This is a genomic window from Streptomyces sp. PH10-H1 (genome assembly GCF_030063355.1).
Classification (GTDB): Bacteria; Actinomycetota; Actinomycetes; order Streptomycetales; family Streptomycetaceae; genus Actinacidiphila.
The window spans coordinates 75996-92976 of the sequence record NZ_JASISZ010000024.1; the positions used below are offsets into that span (position 1 = coordinate 75996).

At 72.5% G+C, this 16981-nt stretch carries 14 protein-coding genes and 1 rRNA gene; 3 read left to right on the plus strand and 12 right to left on the minus strand.

Annotated elements, in window-relative coordinates:
• From QMK24_RS16990 to pyrG, 3 genes are all read right to left on the minus strand, one after another.
• On the minus strand, window positions 1-976 hold a 976-nt coding region (locus tag QMK24_RS16990; protein WP_283466904.1), incomplete at its 3' end, for an ATP-binding protein.
• A 237-nt stretch (window positions 977-1213) separates the two neighbouring features.
• A complete protein-coding gene (locus QMK24_RS16995; protein WP_502962534.1) occupies window positions 1214-1837 on the minus strand; it encodes an NUDIX domain-containing protein in 624 nt (207 codons plus the stop codon).
• Between the two features lie 83 nt (window positions 1838-1920).
• Entirely contained in the window at window positions 1921-3573 is a 1653-nt protein-coding gene (pyrG, locus tag QMK24_RS17000) for a CTP synthase (RefSeq protein ID WP_283466905.1), read from the minus strand.
• A gap of 460 nt (window positions 3574-4033) precedes the next feature.
• Here pyrG and QMK24_RS17005 point away from each other — a divergent pair, with 460 nt between their 5' ends.
• Window positions 4034-5839: a glycoside hydrolase family 15 protein gene (locus QMK24_RS17005; RefSeq protein WP_283466906.1), complete on the plus strand. Its 1806-nt coding sequence runs from the start codon at window positions 4034-4036 to the stop codon at window positions 5837-5839.
• 78 nt (window positions 5840-5917) lie between these two features.
• Here QMK24_RS17005 and QMK24_RS17010 read toward each other — a convergent pair whose 3' ends face one another.
• From QMK24_RS17010 to QMK24_RS17035, 6 genes are all read right to left on the minus strand, one after another.
• Window positions 5918-7054 carry a glycosyltransferase family 4 protein gene (locus QMK24_RS17010; protein WP_283466908.1) on the minus strand — a complete coding sequence of 379 codons (1137 nt, stop codon included), beginning with the start codon at window positions 7052-7054 and terminating at the stop codon, window positions 5918-5920.
• A 237-nt stretch (window positions 7055-7291) separates the two neighbouring features.
• The gene (recN, locus tag QMK24_RS17015; RefSeq protein WP_283466909.1) at window positions 7292-9034 is read right to left on the minus strand and encodes a DNA repair protein RecN; all 1743 of its coding nucleotides are present in this window, start codon (window positions 9032-9034) and stop codon (window positions 7292-7294) included.
• Window positions 9035-9119: 85 nt separating this feature from the next.
• A complete protein-coding gene (locus QMK24_RS17020; protein WP_349307854.1) occupies window positions 9120-10001 on the minus strand; it encodes an NAD kinase in 882 nt (293 codons plus the stop codon).
• A 47-nt stretch (window positions 10002-10048) separates the two neighbouring features.
• Entirely contained in the window at window positions 10049-10855 is an 807-nt protein-coding gene (locus QMK24_RS17025; protein ID WP_283466911.1) for a TlyA family RNA methyltransferase, read from the minus strand.
• 7 nt (window positions 10856-10862) lie between these two features.
• Window positions 10863-11075 carry a hypothetical protein gene (locus QMK24_RS17030; RefSeq protein WP_283466912.1) on the minus strand — a complete coding sequence of 71 codons (213 nt, stop codon included), beginning with the start codon at window positions 11073-11075 and terminating at the stop codon, window positions 10863-10865.
• A complete protein-coding gene (locus QMK24_RS17035; RefSeq protein ID WP_283466913.1) occupies window positions 11068-11745 on the minus strand; it encodes a histone in 678 nt (225 codons plus the stop codon). Before QMK24_RS17035 ends, QMK24_RS17030 begins: the two co-directional genes overlap by 8 nt.
• 180 nt (window positions 11746-11925) lie before the next feature.
• Between QMK24_RS17035 and QMK24_RS17040 the strand changes: the two genes are divergently transcribed.
• Entirely contained in the window at window positions 11926-12273 is a 348-nt protein-coding gene (locus QMK24_RS17040) for a sterol-binding protein (RefSeq protein WP_283466914.1), read from the plus strand.
• Between the two features lie 46 nt (window positions 12274-12319).
• Here QMK24_RS17040 and QMK24_RS17045 read toward each other — a convergent pair whose 3' ends face one another.
• Window positions 12320-13339 (minus strand): HAD-IIA family hydrolase, encoded by a 1020-nt coding sequence (locus tag QMK24_RS17045; protein ID WP_283466915.1) that lies wholly within the window; start codon window positions 13337-13339, stop codon window positions 12320-12322.
• Between the two features lie 74 nt (window positions 13340-13413).
• On the opposite strand from QMK24_RS17045, the gene QMK24_RS17050 reads away from it, so the two are divergent.
• Window positions 13414-14682: a DUF1015 domain-containing protein gene (locus QMK24_RS17050; protein ID WP_283466917.1), complete on the plus strand. Its 1269-nt coding sequence runs from the start codon at window positions 13414-13416 to the stop codon at window positions 14680-14682.
• Window positions 14683-14781: 99 nt separating this feature from the next.
• Here the strand turns inward: QMK24_RS17050 and QMK24_RS17055 are convergent, their stop codons facing one another.
• Both QMK24_RS17055 and rrf read right to left on the minus strand, forming a co-directional pair.
• Window positions 14782-15660 carry a tetratricopeptide repeat protein gene (locus QMK24_RS17055; RefSeq protein ID WP_349307853.1) on the minus strand — a complete coding sequence of 293 codons (879 nt, stop codon included), beginning with the start codon at window positions 15658-15660 and terminating at the stop codon, window positions 14782-14784.
• Window positions 15661-16858: 1198 nt separating this feature from the next.
• Window positions 16859-16975: ribosomal RNA gene (gene rrf, locus QMK24_RS17060) — 5S ribosomal RNA — on the minus strand.
• Window positions 16976-16981 lie beyond the last annotated feature (6 nt).

The window sequence follows — 16981 nt, forward strand, 5'->3', positions numbered from 1 at the left end:
CCCGCCCCGCCGCTTCCGCGGCCTGCCCGGCCGGTTCACCGCCCGCGTTCGGCTTCTTGTCCGGCCCGGCGGGCCGTTCCACGTCCGGCCGGCCGCCGGACGGACCGCCGGACGGCCGCGCGGTTCGCGGCGGGACCGGCGGCTCGTCCGGCACCGCCCGCAGCCGGCGGATGGCGTCGGTCACCGACAGCCGCGGCTGGGCGGCGAGCCAGGCGGCGACCAGTCGCAGGGCGGTGGGATGCCCGGCGCACTCCTGGGCGAGGGTTTCGGCCGCCCGCGGGTCGCAGGTGACCCGGGTGGAGCCGATCGCCTGCGACAGCATGTCGACGGCGGCGGCGGTGTCCAGCCCGCCGAGCGTGCACGGCCGTACGTCGGGGACGCCGGGCAGCGGGCCCTCGGACGTCGCCACGACCAGGCTGCCGGGCCCCTCGGGGAGCAGTGGCAGCAGCTGGTCGGCGTGCGAGACGTCGTCGAGCACCAGGACGGTACGGCGGCCGGCCAGGGCCGCGCGCAGCGCCGCGTACACCTCACCAGGGTCCGCCTCCGGCAGCGGCGGCTCGGCGCCCAGGGCCCGCAGCAGGGCTCGCGCCGCCTGTTCCGGAGGTGTCCGCTCGCCGCCGCTGCCGGTGAGCCGTACGAAGTGCTGCCCGTCGGCGTACCGTCCTGCGACGTCCCTGGCGAGGTGGACCGCGAGCGCGGTGCGCCCGGAGCCCGGCCGTCCCGCGACGAGCAGCACCCGGCTGCCGTCGGGAACCTTGCCGCCCAGCGCGGCGAGGCCCGGCCGGTCGATGTCGGCCCGCAGCCCTTCGAGTTCGCGGCGGCGTCCGACGAAGTGCGGCACATCCCCGGGCAGGGCGCAGCCGGGCACCGACGGTGGTGGCGTGGCCGGCGCCGTCGCTTCCGGCCCAGGGCCGGGTGACGGCACGAAGTCCGCGTCGGCCACCGATTCACCGGCGTCCAGCACCTGATCCGCCACGGGCACACTCCCGTTCTGCCTGCGCGCACGAGCCCGCCGCCGCTGCGAGCGGGAACACCACCGAGCCTAGGCCCTGTCCGGGCGATCACGAACGGCCTCCGTGCCGCCCGGCGCGGACCCCCGGGCGCCGCCCGGACGCCCGGACCCGGTCCACGGGGACATGCCCGTCCCGACGCCCCCGACCAGCCGATCCGCGGAATGATCACTCCATCGGATCAGCGGCGGGCTCTTGGGCCGCTACGCCGTGAAGGGCCTGGCCGGCCAGGGCGCGTCGGCGGGCCGGAGCGCGTCCACCCCGTCGCCCGAGAGCGTGGCCTGGAGTGCGAGGACGCCGACCACCAGGCAGTTGTTGTGCAGGTTTCCGGCGAGGACGCCGCGGACCAGTTCGGCCAGCGGCACCCGGGCGAACTCCATGTCGGCCTCCTCCTCGGAGACCTCGAACCGCTCGCCCTCCGCCTCGGAGATATCGCGCGCCAGGAAGATCCGTACGGCCTCGTCGCAGCCGCCCGGGGTGGTGTACACATCGGCGAGCACCCGCCAGTCCCCGGCCTTGACGTGCGCCTCCTCGTACAGCTCGCGCTGCGCGGCGTGCAGCGGGTTCTCGCCGGGGACGTCGAGGAGTCCGGCGGGGATCTCCCACAGCTTCTGCCGTACCGGGTGCCGGTACTGGCTCAGCACCAGGACGCGGCCGGCCTCGTCGAGGGCGACGACGGCCACCGAGCCCGGGTGGACCTGGTAGTCACGCTTGGCGGTGGTGCCGTCCGGCATGACGACCTCGTCCGTGCGGACGCTCGTCTTGTTCCCGGTGAACGGCGTCGAGGTCGCTGTGACCTGCCACTCCTCGGCGATGTCCTGCAGCATGATGCCCTCCGTGAACCGGTGAGAACGCAAGAAAAACGGTGCTGTGGACAGATCGGCGAGATCTGCCCCCAGCACCGTATCGATCAGCCCTGCTGGCGCTTGACCGCGGCTGCGATCAGACCCGCGAAGAGCGGGTGCGGGCGCGTCGGGCGGGACTTCAGCTCGGGGTGCGCCTGGGTCGCGACGAGATACGGGTGCACCTCGCGCGGGTACTCGACGTACTCCACCAGCTTGTTGTCCGGAGAGGTCCCGGAGAAGACCAGACCGGCCTTCTTCTCCAGCTCCGCACGGTAGGAGTTGTTGACCTCGTAGCGGTGCCGGTGGCGCTCCTCGGCGTACGGCTCGCCGCCGTACACCTCGCGCACGATGGAGCCCTCGGCGAGCTTGGCCGGGTACACGCCCAGCCGCATGGTGCCGCCCAGGTCGCCCTTGCCGTCCACGATGTCGAGCTGCTCGGCCATCGTGGAGATGACGGGGTGGGCGGTCGCGGAGTCGAACTCGGTGGAATTCGCGTCCGGGATGCCGGCCAGCGACCGTGCCGCCTCGATGACGACGCACTGCAGGCCCAGGCACAGACCCAGCAGCGGGATCCTGTTCTCACGGGCGTAGGTGATGGCCGCGACCTTGCCCTCGACACCGCGGTCGCCGAAACCGCCGGGTACGCAGACCGCGTCGACGTCGGCGAGGTGCTTCTTGGCGCCTGCCGGGGTCTTGCACTCGTCCGAGGTGACCCACTTGATGGTGACCTTGGCGTTGTTGGCGAAGCCGCCGGCGCGCAGCGCCTCGGTCACCGACAAATACGCGTCGGGCAGGTCGATGTACTTGCCGACCAGCGCGACCTTGACCTGGTGAGCGGGCTCGTGGACCCGCTTCAGCAGGTCGTCCCACTGGGTCCAGTCCACATCACGGAACGGCAGATCCAGCTTGCGGACGACATAGGCGTCCAGGCCCTCGGTGTGCAGCACCTTGGGGATGTCGTAGATCGAGGGGGCGTCGATGGCGGCGACGACCGCGTCCTCGTCCACGTCGCACATCAGCGAGATCTTGCGCTTGATGGCGTCCGGCACCGGGCGGTCGGCGCGCAGCACGATCGCGTCGGGCTGGATGCCGATGCTGCGCAGCGCGGCGACGGAGTGCTGGGTCGGCTTGGTCTTCAGCTCGCCGGACGGGCCGATGTACGGCAGCAGCGAGATGTGGACGACGAACACGTTGTCACGGCCGACCTCGTGGCGGACCTGGCGGACCGATTCGAGGAAGGGCAGCGACTCGATGTCGCCGACGGTGCCGCCGACCTCGGTGATCACCACGTCCACGTCGTCGGTCGCCATGCGGCGGATCCGGGACTTGATCTCGTTGGTGATGTGCGGGATGACCTGGACGGTGTCGCCGAGGTACTCGCCGCGACGCTCCTTGGCGATGACCGTGGAGTAGATCTGGCCGGTGGTGACGTTCGCCGAGCCGTCGAGGTTGACGTCGAGGAAGCGCTCGTAGTGGCCGATGTCCAGGTCGGTCTCGGCGCCGTCGTCAGTGACGAAGACCTCACCGTGCTGGAACGGGTTCATCGTGCCCGGGTCCACGTTGAGGTACGGGTCGAGCTTCTGCATGGTGACCCGGAGGCCGCGCGCCTTCAGCAGCGCACCGAGGCTGGACGCCGTCAGGCCCTTGCCGAGCGAGGAGGCGACACCCCCGGTGACGAAGATGTGCTTGGTCGTCCTGGATTTGGGCGCAATTGCCAAGAGGGGGCTCCCGTGGTCGCGAGGTGAGGGTCGGAACGGCACGGAATCAGGGGGAGTGCCGTCTCGGCGGTTCAGTGGTTCAGCCCACCGGCCCACGGGCTACCAGGGTAACAGCGACCGTGAGGGGGTGCGTCCGGCCGCGCGGTCACTGGGGCCTGTCCGGCCGATCTTGGCCGGACCCAGACCGGCCGGACGGGCCCCAGCCTGCTTTTAGCAGCTCGCAAGGGGACTCATGGCATGCTCGGGCATGAGCGGAACAAGTGCACCCGACCGGCCCAGCGAAGACAACCGTCACGCGCGCACCGCCCTTCCCGACGACGTATCCTGCTCGGACACATCGCTGCGAGCCGGCCGGCACGGCATCAACCCCGCCCGCTCCCGGAACACGAGCTCGTCGAAAATCCCCAGACCGCAAGACCGGCCCTCCGAGGCCGGCGCCGTCATTCGACTGGAGATGCAGGTGGCCGGGCGCATCGAGGATTACGCACTGATCGGCGATATGCAGACCGCTGCACTGGTCTGCCGGGACGGGACGGTCGACTGGCTGTGCCTCCCCCGGTTCGACTCCCCCGCGGTTTTCGCCGGACTGCTCGGAACCGAGCAGCACGGATTCTGGAGGCTGGGCCCGGCCCATGCCGCGGGGACCGGTCCGCCCGCGGCGACCCGGCGCCGCTACCGGGGCGACTCCCTGGTGCTGGAATCCGAATGGGACACCCCGCGCGGAACCGTGCGGGTGATCGACTTCATGCCGCCGCGCGACGGCGCCCCGCAGGTGATCCGCATCGTGGAGGGCGTCAGCGGCCGGGTGCGGATGCACTCCGCCCTGCGGATGCGCTTCTCCTACGGACAGATCGTGCCATGGGTGCACAAGGTGGGCGACCGCACGGTCGCGGTGGCCGGGCCGGACTCCGTCTGGCTGGACACCGAGGTCGACACGTACGGCAAGGACCTGACGACGTACTCGGACTTCACCGTCGCGCCGGGTGAGCGGGTCGCCTTCACCATCAGCTGGGAGCCCTCGCACCGCCCGCCGCCCTCGCTGCCGGAGCCGGAGGCCTCGCTGGAGTCCACCGAGCAGTTCTGGCAGGACTGGGTCGACCAGTGCACGTACCACGGCCCCTACCGGGACGCCGTGGTCCGCTCGCTGATCACCCTCAAGGGCCTCACGTACGGGCCGACCGGCGGCATCGTCGCCGCCCCGACCACCTCGCTGCCCGAGGACATCGGCGGCGTCCGCAACTGGGACTACCGCTTCACCTGGCTGCGCGACGCGGCGATCACCCTGTCCTCGCTGCTGCGCACCGGCTACCGCGACGAGGCGCGCGCCTGGCGCGAGTGGCTGCTGCGCGCGGTCGCCGGTGACCCGGAGAACCTGCAGATCATGTACGGCATCGCCGGTGAGCGCGAGCTCGGCGAGAACGAGCTGCACTGGCTGCCCGGGTACGAGGGATCCAAACCGGTCCGGATCGGCAACGGCGCGGCCCACCAGCTGCAACTGGACGTCTACGGCGAGGTCACCGAGGCCCTCCACCTCGCCCATATGACCGGTCTGGCCCGCAATGACTACGCGAGCCTGCTGCAGCTCAAGCTGATCCGCTATCTCGAATCGCACTGGACCGAGCCCGACGAGGGCATCTGGGAAGTACGCGGCCCCCGCCGCCACTTCGTGCACTCCAAGGTGATGACCTGGGTCGCGGTGGACCGCACCGTCAAGCTCATCGAGTCGGGCGAGGCGGACGGGCCGCTGGAGCGCTGGCGCGAGCTGCGCGACGACATCCACCGGGACGTCTGCGAGAAGGGTTACGACAAGGAGCGCAACACCTTCACCCAGTCCTACGGCTCCCAGGAACTGGACGCCTCGCTCCTGCTCATTCCGCAGATGGGCTTCCTGCCGCCCGACGACAAGCGCGTCATCGGCACCATCGAGGCGATCCAGCGCGAGCTGAGCACCGAGGACGGCTTCATCCTGCGCTACCCGACCAGCAGCGGCGAGGACAATCTCGACGGGCTGCCGGGGGACGAAGGAGCCTTCCTGGCCTGTTCGTTCTGGATGGCCGACGACCTGGCCATGATCGGCCGGGTGGACGAGGCCCGCCAGCTGTTCGAGAAGCTGCTGGAGCTCCGCAACGACCTCGGACTGCTCGCCGAGGAGTGGGACCCCCGGCTCAAGCGCCAGGTCGGCAACTTCCCGCAAGCGTTCAGCCATGTGCCGCTCATCGACACGGCACTGCGGCTGAGTGCCTGCGGAGCGTACGGCGGGGGCTGAGCCCCCGGGGCGGCGCGGGCCCCTACGGCCGCGCCGCCCGGCCGGCTCCGTCGAGGCCGCTCCGTGCGGGCCGTGGGGTCAGCGCTGCGCCAACTCGTCGTAGATGCTCAGCACCTGGGCGACCGTATCGTCCTCGGTCGGCCAGGTGGCGGCCTGTGCGCGTCCCGCGGCCGCGAGCTCGGCGCGGCGCCCCGGATCGTCCAGCAGCCGGCCGACGACCCGGGCGAGCGCCGCCGGATCGCCGTACGGCACCAGTTCCGCCGCCTCACCCACGAGTTCGGGGATCCCGCCGACCGCGGTGGCGACCAGCGGCACCCCGGCGTGCAGTGCCTCCTGTGCAATCAGGGCGCGGGCCTCCCAGCGGCTCGGCAGCACCACCACATCGGCGGCGGCCAGCAGCTCCGTGACATCGGCCCGGCGGCCGACCAGCCGGACGGGCAGCCGCTCGGTGTCGATCCGCCGCTCCAGCGCGGCCCGCTGCGAGCCCTCCCCCGCGACGACCACCAGCAGCCGGGGATCGCGGTCCGCCAGCAGCCGGGTGGCGTCCAGCAGGAGGTCGTAGCCCTTGTGCGGCTCCAGGCGGCCGACGGCCAGCACCAACGGCCGGTCCTCCGCCCCGAACTCGGCCCGCGTCTTCTGGCGCAGCCGCTCGGTCTCGGCCGCCGGCTCCCGCATCACGGGACCGGGAGGCGGCACGGCGACCGGCGCCAGCCGCGCGTCCCGCGCACCCAGCGTCCGGGCCCAGTCCACCAGATCGGACGACGCGCCGAGCACCACGGCCGCGGACCGCACCACCCGGCGCTCCAGCCACCGCAGCAGCCGGGCCCTGGCGCCCTCCGCGAGGACCGCGCTGTGCCACGTCACGACGAGCGGGGTGGGGCGGCCGCTCAGCGCCAGCGACGCCAGCAGCCCGGCGCGCAGTCCATGGGCGTGCACGACCTCGGCGTCCGCACAGGCCGCCCGCAGCGCGGCCACGACCGCGGCGTCGGACCTGGCCGCCCGGTGGGCGATCTCCACGGGCGCGAATCGGGCGCCGGTACCCGTGAACGCGTAGTCGGCCTCGGCCACCGCAGGACCGCACACCGTCACCCGCACCCCGCGCGCGACGAGGCCGCCCGCGAGCGAGCTGACGTGCGCACCCGTGGGACCGCCCGCCCCGCCCAGCACAAGGACGGCATGCAGCTGCCCCCGCAAGGGGATCGGAGTGCTGCTCACCCGGGTACAGCTCCTGACTCGGCGTCGGACGACGGCTGTTGCGCCATGCGTCAAGGATGCCAGGCCCGCACGGCGTCCCGGGGGCACCGGCCGCCTCCCTGCCCGGGTACGCGCGCCGGGGATCACTCGAACGAGTGCGCTGACGGGGCTCCGCGGCCCGGACTGTCGACGCCCGGCACACCAGGCACGTTCCACAACGTCCGGACCGGCTCCCGGCCCGCCGCACCCGCCGCAGCCTCAGGACGTGGCGCGAGCGGCTGCCAGCAGCTCTTCCGCGTGGGCGCGGCCGAGTTCGGAGTCCTCCAGGCCGGCGAGCATACGGGAGAGCTCACGGACCCGGTCCTCGCCTTCGAGGACGGTGACGCCGCTGCGCGTCACCGAGCCGTCGTTCGTCTTCTCCACGAGAAGCTGCCGGTCGGCGAACGCGGCGACCTGCGGCAGATGAGTGACGACGACGACCTGCGCGGTCCGTGCCAGCCGCGCGAGCCGGCGGCCCACCTCCACCGCGGCCTTGCCGCCGACACCGGCGTCGACCTCGTCGAAGAGATACGTCGGCACGGGGTCGGAGCCGGCGAAGACGACCTCGACGGCGAGCATGACGCGCGAGAGCTCACCACCGGACGCACCCTTGGCGATCGGCCGGGCGGGAGCGCCGGGGTGCGGGGCGAGCTGGAGCTCGACCTCATCGGCGCCGGTCACGCCGAAGGCCACGAGCCGTCCGCCGACCTGGATCCCCTCGGGGTCGTCGGCCTGCCGGATCGCGACGCCGACCCGGGCGTGGGGCATCGCCAGCTCGGCCAGCTCCGCCGTGACCGCGGCGGCGAAACGGTCCGCCGCCTCCGCACGGGCGTCGGTCAGCGCCTGCGCGAGGTCCCCGAGCTCGGCACGCAGCGCGTCCCGTTCCCCGGCCAGTTCCGCGATCCGCTCGTCGTCGCCCTCCAGCTCGCCCAGCCGGGAGGCGCCCTGCTCGGCCCAGGCCAGTACGCCGTCGATGTCGGACCCGTACTTGCGGGTCAGATGGGAGAGCAGCGCGCGCCGCTCCTCGACCGCGGCGAGCCGCAGCGGGTCGGCGTCCAGGTCGTCCGCGTATCCGGCGAGCTCGCCGGCCACGTCGCCGGCGAGGATGCCGATCTCGCCGATGCGTTCGGCGAGCGCCGCGAGCGCCGGGTCGTGGGCGCGTACGGCGTCCAGCGCGCGCTGCGCCCCGGCGATGAGCGTGCCCGCGTCGTTGCCCTCCGGGTCCTCGGGATTGCCCGCGAGCGCGGCGTGCGCGATGGCCGCGGCGGAGGCGAGTGCCTCGGCGTGGCCCAGCCGCTCGGCCTCGGCGGCCAGTTCGGTGTCCTCGCCGGGCAGCGGCTCGGCGGCGGCCACCTCCCCGATCCCGAAGCGGATCAGATCCGCCTCCTGGGACCGCTCACGGGCGCGGGTGGTCAGCTCGTCGAGCTCACCCGACACCTCCCGCAGCCGCCGGTACGAGGCCCCGTACTTCACCAGCGGTACGGCCACGGCGTCGCCCGCGTACCGGTCCAGTGCCTGCCGCTGCCGGGCTGGGCGCAGCAGGCCCTGCTGGTCGGTCTGGCCATGCACGGCCACCAGGTCGTCGGCGAGCTCGCCGAGCAGCCCGACCGGCACGGAACGCCCGCCGACATGCGCCCGCGACCGCCCCTCGGCCGAAACCGTACGGCTGATCAGCAGCGCCCCGTCGTCGAGTTCCGCGCCCGCCTCCTCGGCGCGCACGGCGGCGGCCGAGTCACGCCCGAGCGTGATCCGCCCCTCGACCACCGCCGCCTTCGCGCCGATCCGCACCAAAGCGGGATCGGCCCGGCCGCCCAACAGCAGGCCGAGACTGGTGACGACCATGGTCTTGCCCGCGCCGGTCTCGCCGGTCACAGCGGTGAAACCGGGTGAAAACTCCACCACGGCGTCCTCGATGACTCCCAGCGACCGGATCCGCATCTCCTCCAACACGGATACGACCATACGAGGTTTGCGGCCCCGCGCGCGACGGGCATCGGCCTCTGGAATCTTAGCGACGCTCGCCGGCCGCTCCCGGGCCGCTTCCCGGCTACTGCGGAGCGCCCCGCCAGCCCGCGACCGGCAGCGCGAACTTCGCCACCAGCCGGTCCGTGAAAGAGGCGTGATGCAGCCGCGCGAGCCGTACCGGCACCGCGCCCCGCCGTACCTCCACCCGGGCACCGGCCGGCAGCTCGACGGTGCGCCGGCCGTCGCACCACAGCACGCCGTGCGGCGTCTTGGGCTGCACTTCCACCGCGAGCACCGAGCGCGGCGAGGTCACCAGCGGCCGCGCGAACAGCGCGTGGGCGCTGATCGGCACCATGAGCAGGGCCTCGACCTCGGGCCAGACCACCGGGCCGCCGGCCGAGAAGGCGTACGCCGTCGAGCCCGTCGGGGTCGCACAGACCACGCCGTCGCCGCCGAATCGTGACACCGGGCGGCCGTCGACCTCGGTCACAACCTCCAGCATCCGCTCGCGCGCCTGCTTCTCCACCGACGCCTCGTTGAGCGCCCAGTCGGTGTGCACGACATGTCCGTCATTACGGACGAGGACGTCGAGCGTCATCCGCTCCTCGACCTCATACTGCTTGGTGACCACCCGGTCCACGACCTTGTCCAGGTCGTCCCGCTCGGCCTCGGCGAGGAAGCCGACCCGCCCCAGGTTGACCCCGAGCATCGGCACACCGGACGCGCGGGCGAACTCCGCGCCGCGCAGCAGTGTCCCGTCACCGCCGAGGACGATGATCAGTTCACAGCCCTCGACGGCCCCCGGGCCGCCCTCCGTCACCAGTTCCACCTCGGGGGGCAGCGGCAGGTCCGCGGCCTCGTCCGTCAGTAGCCGCACGCCGATCCCGCAGCGCAGCAGGCCGCGTACGACCCGTTCCGCACTGCGGATCGCGGCCGGGCGGCCGGTGTGGGTGAGCAGGAAGATCGTGCGGCCCTGCGGTCCTGCACTGTCCTGTGATTCGGTGTTCGTGGTCAACGGGGCCCCTCCGCCACAGCACGGTCGACATCCGCCGGGTCCAGTTCTGGCGCACCGGCGCGCAGCCACAGAAAGTACTCCACATTGCCGGAAGGTCCGGGCAGCGGACTTGCGGTGACGCCCATGACACCGAGTCCGAGCGCCGCTCCCTGCCCGGCGACCGTCCGGACGGTCTCGGCACGCAGCTGCGTACTGCGCACCACACCGCCGGTGCCGAGCCGCTCCTTGCCCACCTCGAACTGCGGCTTGACCATCAGCACCAGATCCGCGTCGGGCGCGGCGCACCGCACGAGCGCGGGCAGCACCAGCCCGAGGGGGATGAACGACAGGTCCCCGACGATGATGTCCACGGGTTCGCCGTCGATGTGCTCCAGCGTCAGCTCTCGTACGTTGGTGCGGTCCTTGATGGTGACCCGGTCATCGCTCTGCAGCGACCAGGCCAGCTGGCCGTAGCCGACGTCGACGGCGACGACGCGCGCGGCGCCGTTGCGCAGCAGCACATCGGTGAAGCCCCCGGTCGAGGCCCCCGCGTCGAGCGCGCGCCGCCCCTCGACCTTCAGGCCGAGCGGCATGAACGCGGCTAGGGCGCCGGCGAGCTTGTGGCCGCCGCGCGACACGTAGTCGGGTTCGTTGTCGTCCTTGGCCACCACCACGGCCGCGCTGGTCTCCACCTGGGTGGCGGCCTTGGTGGCGATGCCGCCGCCGACGGTGACCCGCCCCGCGGCGATCAGCTGGCTGGCGTGCTCACGCGAGCGCGCCAGATTTCGGCGCACCAGCTCGGCGTCGAGTCGGCGTCGTGCCACGTACGGTTCAGCTCCTGTTGTCGTCGAGTGCGGCGAGCGCTTCGCGCAGCCCACGGTGCACATCCTCGTACACCTCGGTGTGATCCGCGGTAGGCAGGTCGTCCGCGTCGCCCAGCCGCGTGATCAGCGTGTCCACCGCGGCGTGCCCAGTGGGAGCCGGCGTCACGCCCAGCGGGACGGGCCCGTCCGCCGGGCCCTCCCCGGACACGGGCTCACTCATCGCCGGCCTTCTTCTTGGCGGGCGCGGACTTTTTGGCCGGGGCCTTCTTGGCCGCCGGCTTCTTGGCGGGCGCGGCCTTCTTGGCTGCGGGAGCCTTCTTCACCGGTGCGGCCTTCTTCACCGGTGCGGCCTTCTTCACCGGTGCGGCCTTCTTGGCGGGTGGAGCCGCCTTCTTCGCCTTCGCCGGAGCCTTCGGTTCGGGCTGCTCGGACTGCTCGGGCTCATCCTGCGCGACCAGCACGACGGGTGCGGCCGGCTCAGGCTCCTGCGGAGCCGCCACGTACTCGTAGGCGTCCCCGCCCGCTTCTTCGCCCGCGCCCTCGTCCTCGTCCTCGTCCTCGAGGTTCCGCACGCGGCGCTCCAGCGCCTCCAGGACGACGCCGACCTTCGTCACCTCATCGGCGATGCGGCCGACCCGGTCCATCGCCTTGTCGACTTCCTCGCGGATCAGCCCGATCAGCAGATCCCGGTTGGCCCGCCCGGCCGCCATCAGCTCGTCCGCCAGCGTCTGCACCTCCGGCGGAATGCTCGCGCCGATCCTGCGCTGGACGGCATCGACGTCTATTCCCGTCTGATCGAGCAGCTCCCTGGCCGCCCCCACCGCCCGCCGCCGGGTCGCCTCGGTCAGGCCGCCCGCGATCTGCAGACAGGTACGCAGCGCGTCCCGCATCGCTCTCACTCCTCGCTTCGCCTTTTGACGTATCCGCTCCTGACGCTACCGCGTACTGTCCGGCCGACGCCGTACGGTGCCCCGAGCTCCTGAGGTACCGTCGATCGGACGGACCGCATGATCAGGGCGCCGGCGACCCCGGCGCTCGTACGTACCACCCGAACGGGAGACGCCCGACCGATGGCGACCATCGAGGAGTGCCGCAGCGCACTCGACCAGCTGTCGGAGAACCTCTCCGGGGCCAATGGCGACATCCGCAGCGCCACCTCCCTGGACCGTTCGCTGAGCTGCCACATCACCGACCTCGGCACCACCTTCGTCGGACGGCTGACGGACGGCCGGATCCATGAGGTGACCACGGTGACCGGGGTGCCCGTCGAGCGGGCCCAGATCCGGCTGACGATGGCCGGCGACGACCTCGTCGCCCTGGTCGGCGGCGAGCTGAGCTTCGCCAAGGCGTGGGGCAGCGGCCGGGTCAAGCTGGAAGCCGGTCTGCGGGACCTACTGCGGCTGCGCTCACTGCTCTAGCCCTGCTCCAGCCCCACCGCGCACCCGACCGCTACCCCGAGGCCTCTCAGAGCCCCAGCCGGGCCAGCGCCTTCTCCCCGTCCAGCGCGCACGCACCGTCTCCCGCCGCCGTCCACGCGGCCGCGCACAGCGCCCGCAGACCGTCGACGGGGTCACCGTCACCCTCCACCGCGAGCGCCTCACCGGCCGCCGACGCCGTCCAGCCACCGCACCGGGACCCACCGCCGTCCGTCAGGACCTCCGGCTGCGGCTCCAGCAGCCCGCGCAGATCGGCCGCCACATACGTCGGACGGTGCTTCGGCACGGCGGCCAGGAGCTGCGCGGCCGTCGTCACACCCGTCAGCACCAGCAGCGAGTCCACCTCGCCCGCCGTCGCACCCTCGATGTCGGTGTCCAGCCGGTCCCCGACCACCAGCGGCCGCTTCGCGCCGGTCCGCAGGATCGTCTCGCGGTGCATCGGCGGCAGCGGCTTGCCCGCCACCTGCGGCTCGCCACCGGTCGCGATCCGTACGACCTCGACGGCCGCGCCGTTGCCGGGCGCGATCCCGCGTGGGCTCGGAATCGTCAGATCGGTGTTGGACGCGAACCACGGCACCCCGCGCGCCACCGCGAACGAGGCCTCCGCCAGCAGCGACCAGCGCAGCTGCGGATCGTAGCCCTGCACCACCGCCGCCGGATCGTCCTCCGCCGACGCCACCGGCTCCAGACCACGTTCGCGCAGCGCCGTCTGCAGCCCCTCGCCGCCGATCGCCAGCACCCTGGAACCCGCCGGCACCTGCTCGGCGATCAGCCGGGCGACGGCCTGCGCCGAGGTGATCACGTCATCCGGTCCCGCGGGCACGCCCAGCCGCGTCAGATGCTCGGCCACCGTCTGCGGCGTACGTGCCGCGTTGTTGGTGACGTACGCGAGATGCATGCCGTGCTCCCGCGCGGTGCCGAGCGACTCGACGGCGTGCCCGATGGCATCGCCGCCCGCGTAGACGACCCCGTCGAGGTCGAGCAGAGCCGTGTCGTACGCCGCGTCCAGTGCCTGATCGGATCCGCTCGGACTGGTCCGGTGGGTCATCGCGCGTCCGCTCCTCGTATGTCGTCCATCACCTAGATCATCCCCCAGCGTCGCGGGCGACGTAGCATGCGCTGATGACCACTTCAGGGCCCGCTCCCCACGGCCTGCGCCTCGCCCCCTTCCGCGGGCTCCGCTATGTGCCGGAGAGGGTGGGCAGCCTGGCCGCGGTCACCTCGCCACCGTACGACGTCGTGGTCCGTCCCGACGGGCAGCGTCATCTCGAGACCGCCGACCCGCACAACGTCGTCCGGCTCATCCTGCCCCACACCGCCGATCCCGCGGTCCGCCACCGGCAGGCCGCCACGGCCCTGGCCCAGTGGCAGCGTGAGGGCGTCCTCGCCCCCGACCCGGAGCCGGGTCTGTACGTGTACGAGCAGCGGGACGGCGACCATCTGCAACGCGGCCTGATCGGCGTCCTGCGGCTCACACCGCCCGAGGAGCACATCGTGCTCCCGCACGAGGACGTCATGCCGGGACCGGTCGCCGACCGCGCCGCCCTGATGCGCGCGACCGGCGCGAACCTGGAACCGCTGCTGCTCGCCTACCAGGGCGGCGACACCACCGCGGCGATCGTCGACCGCACGGCCGCATGCGAACCGCTGCTCTCCACCACCACCGAGGACGGCATCGACCACCAGCTGTGGTCCATCACCGATCCGCGGACGATCGCCGCGATCGACGCCGACCTGGCGCCCCGCCAGGCGCTCATCGCCGACGGCCACCACCGCTGGGCGACCTATCTGCGGCTGCAGGCCGAGCAGCCCGGCCCGAGCCCCTGGGACCACGGCCTGGTGCTCCTCGTCGACACCGCCCACTACCCGCTGCGGGTCCGGGCCATCCACCGGGTACTCCCCCAGCTGCCCGTCGCCGACGCCATCGAGGCCGCCCGGCACGCCTTCCGCGTCCGGGACGTCGACGGGCCGCTGCCCGTAGCGCTGAGCGCTCTGGCGGAAGCGGCGGCCGAGGGCAACGCCTTCCTGCTCGCGGGTGACGGCGGATTCCATCTGCTCGACCGGCCCGATCCCCGATATGTCGATCAATCCGTACCGCACGATCAGCCGCGTGAATGGCGACAACTCGACGCGACGGTCCTGCACAGCCTGCTCCTCGACGACATCTGGCAGGTACCCGACGCCCCCGAGCACATCAGCTATCTCCACGCCACGGACGCGGCCGTCGAACAGGCGGAGCGGCACGGCGGCACCGCGGTGCTGATGCACCCCGTGCACGAGGACATGGTCCGCGAACTGGCACGCCAGGGTGTCACGATGCCCCGCAAGTCCACGTCCTTCGGACCGAAGCCGGCCAGCGGTCTGGTCATGCGCAGCCTCGACCTCGGCTGAGCACCGGAAACGAAAGCACGCCGGCAACGCGGAGAGGCGGCCCCCGATATCGCGGGGGCCGCCTCTCCGCTCTTTGCCGGCTGCTGACTACCGGGTCCGTCAGACCTCGTCGGTGCCCTGACGGGGCTCCTTGAACGGCGAGTCCAGGAACGACGCCGGGTCGGCCTCGTCCGTGATGTCGACCTCGACCTCGGCGATCTCTACACGCTCGACGACGTCTTCGTCCTCGATCGCGTCCTCGTCCTCGTCCTCGTCCTCGTCCGCCTCGGCATCCGCATCGGCATCCGCTTCGGCCCTGGCTGCCTTGGTCTTGGCCGGCTCGACGGCCGCCTCGGCGTCCTGGGCCTCCGCCGGGTCCTCGACCAGGGCGTCCACGAACTCGACGCCGTCCAGCTCCGCGAGCCGGTCCGAGGCGTCCGTGCTGCCGCTCTGGTCCGACTCCAGCGCCTTGGCGAACCACTCGCGCGCCTCAGCCTTGCGGTCCACGGCGAGCAGGGCGTCCGCGTACGCGTAACGCAGTCGCGCGGTCCACGGGTTCATCGCGTTCGAGGCCAGTTCCGGACCCTGCAGCGTCACCACCGCGGCCTCGGGCTGACCCATGTCCTGCCGTGCGCCGGCGGCCACGAGTCGCATCTCGACCTGGCCGGCCTTGTCCAGCTTCTGCACCTCCGGTGCGCCCGCCATCGCCAGCGCGCGCTCCGGACGGCCCATACCGCGCTCGCAGTCCGCCATGACCGGCCACAGGTCCACAGAACCCGTCATCCGGCGCGTGGCGCGGAACTCCGCGAGGGCCTCGCCGTAGCGTGCGGTCGCGTACGAGGCGAAGCCCGCTGCCTCACGGACCGCGGCGACGCGCGAAGCGAGCCGCAGAGCGATCCGGGAGTACTCGTAAGCCGCTTCCGGGTCCTCGTCCAGCAGCTGCGCCACCATGACCAGGTTGCGTGCCACGTCGTCCGCCAGCGTCTTCGGCAGGCTCATGAGCTCCTGGCGCACGCTCGGGTCGATCTCCTGACCCGTGACGTCGTCCGGGATCGGCAGTCGCCTGACCGGCTCCCGCTCCTCACGGCCCTCGCTTGCGAACCGTCCACGGCTCTCCTCCGCAGGCCGGCGGCTCTGCCCCCGGTCGTCGTCACGGCGCGGCCCACGCGGGGGCGCATCGCGACGGTCGTCACGGCGGTCGTCACGGCGGTCGTCACGGGGACGGTCACTGCTCGGACGGCTGCTGCTGGGCCGGTCGCTGCTGGGACGGTCACTGCTGGGACGGTCATAGCGCGGGCGGTCGCTGCTCGGACGGTCGAAGCGCGGACGGTCCTCACGGGGACGGTCACTGCTCGGACGGTCGGAGCGCGGGGGGCCGTCGCGGCGGTCGTCGCGGCGGAAGGTGCTGCCGCCACGGTCGTCCTGACGCGGGCCGCGCGGCGGGCCGTCACGGCGGTCGTCACGGCGGTCGTCACGGCGGTCGTCACGGGGACGGTCGCTGCTGGGACGGTCGCTGCTGGGACGGTCATAGCGCGGGCGGTCATAGCGCGGGCGGTCGCCACTGGGGCGGTCGTCGCGGCGGAAGCTGCCACCACGGTCGTCACGCGGAGGGCCGGAGCGCGGGGGGCCGTCACGGCGGTCGTCACGGCGGAAGGTGCTGCCGCCACGGTCGTCCTGACGCGGGCCACGCGGCGGGCCGTCACGGCGGTCGTCACGGCGGTCACCACTCGGCGGACCGAAGCGCGGGCGGTCTCCGCTCGGACGGTCGTCGCGACGGAAACTGCTGCCGCCACGGTCGTCACGGGGGCGGTCGGAACTCGGACGGTCGGTCCGCGGCCGGTCGTCGCGGGGACGGTCCGAGCGCGGGCGGTCAGAGCTCGGCCGGTCGGAACTCGGACGGTCGGTACGGGGGCGGTCGTCACGACGGTCATCCCGGCGGAAACCGCCGGCCCGGTCACCGTCGCGGCGGGGGCCACCGGTGCGGAAACCACCCCGGTCGCCGCCGCTCTGACGCGGCTCCCGGCGCTCAGGCCGATCCGACCGATCCTCGGGTGAGTTGGACATCGTCGTAACTCCTTGGTTCGTGCTGCTGTGGTGCCAGTCTCTCGTACCTGCCGAGGGACCGCGCACCGGTGGGGCAAAACAAAAAGACCCTCGATCCCAGCGCTTAGGCCAGGACCGAGGGTCCATAAAGATTGTTCGGCGGTGTCCTACTCTCCCACAGGGTCCCCCCTGCAGTACCATCGGCGCTGAAAGGCTTAGCTTCCGGGTTCGGAATGTAACCGGGCGTTTCCCTAACGCTATGACCACCGAAACACTA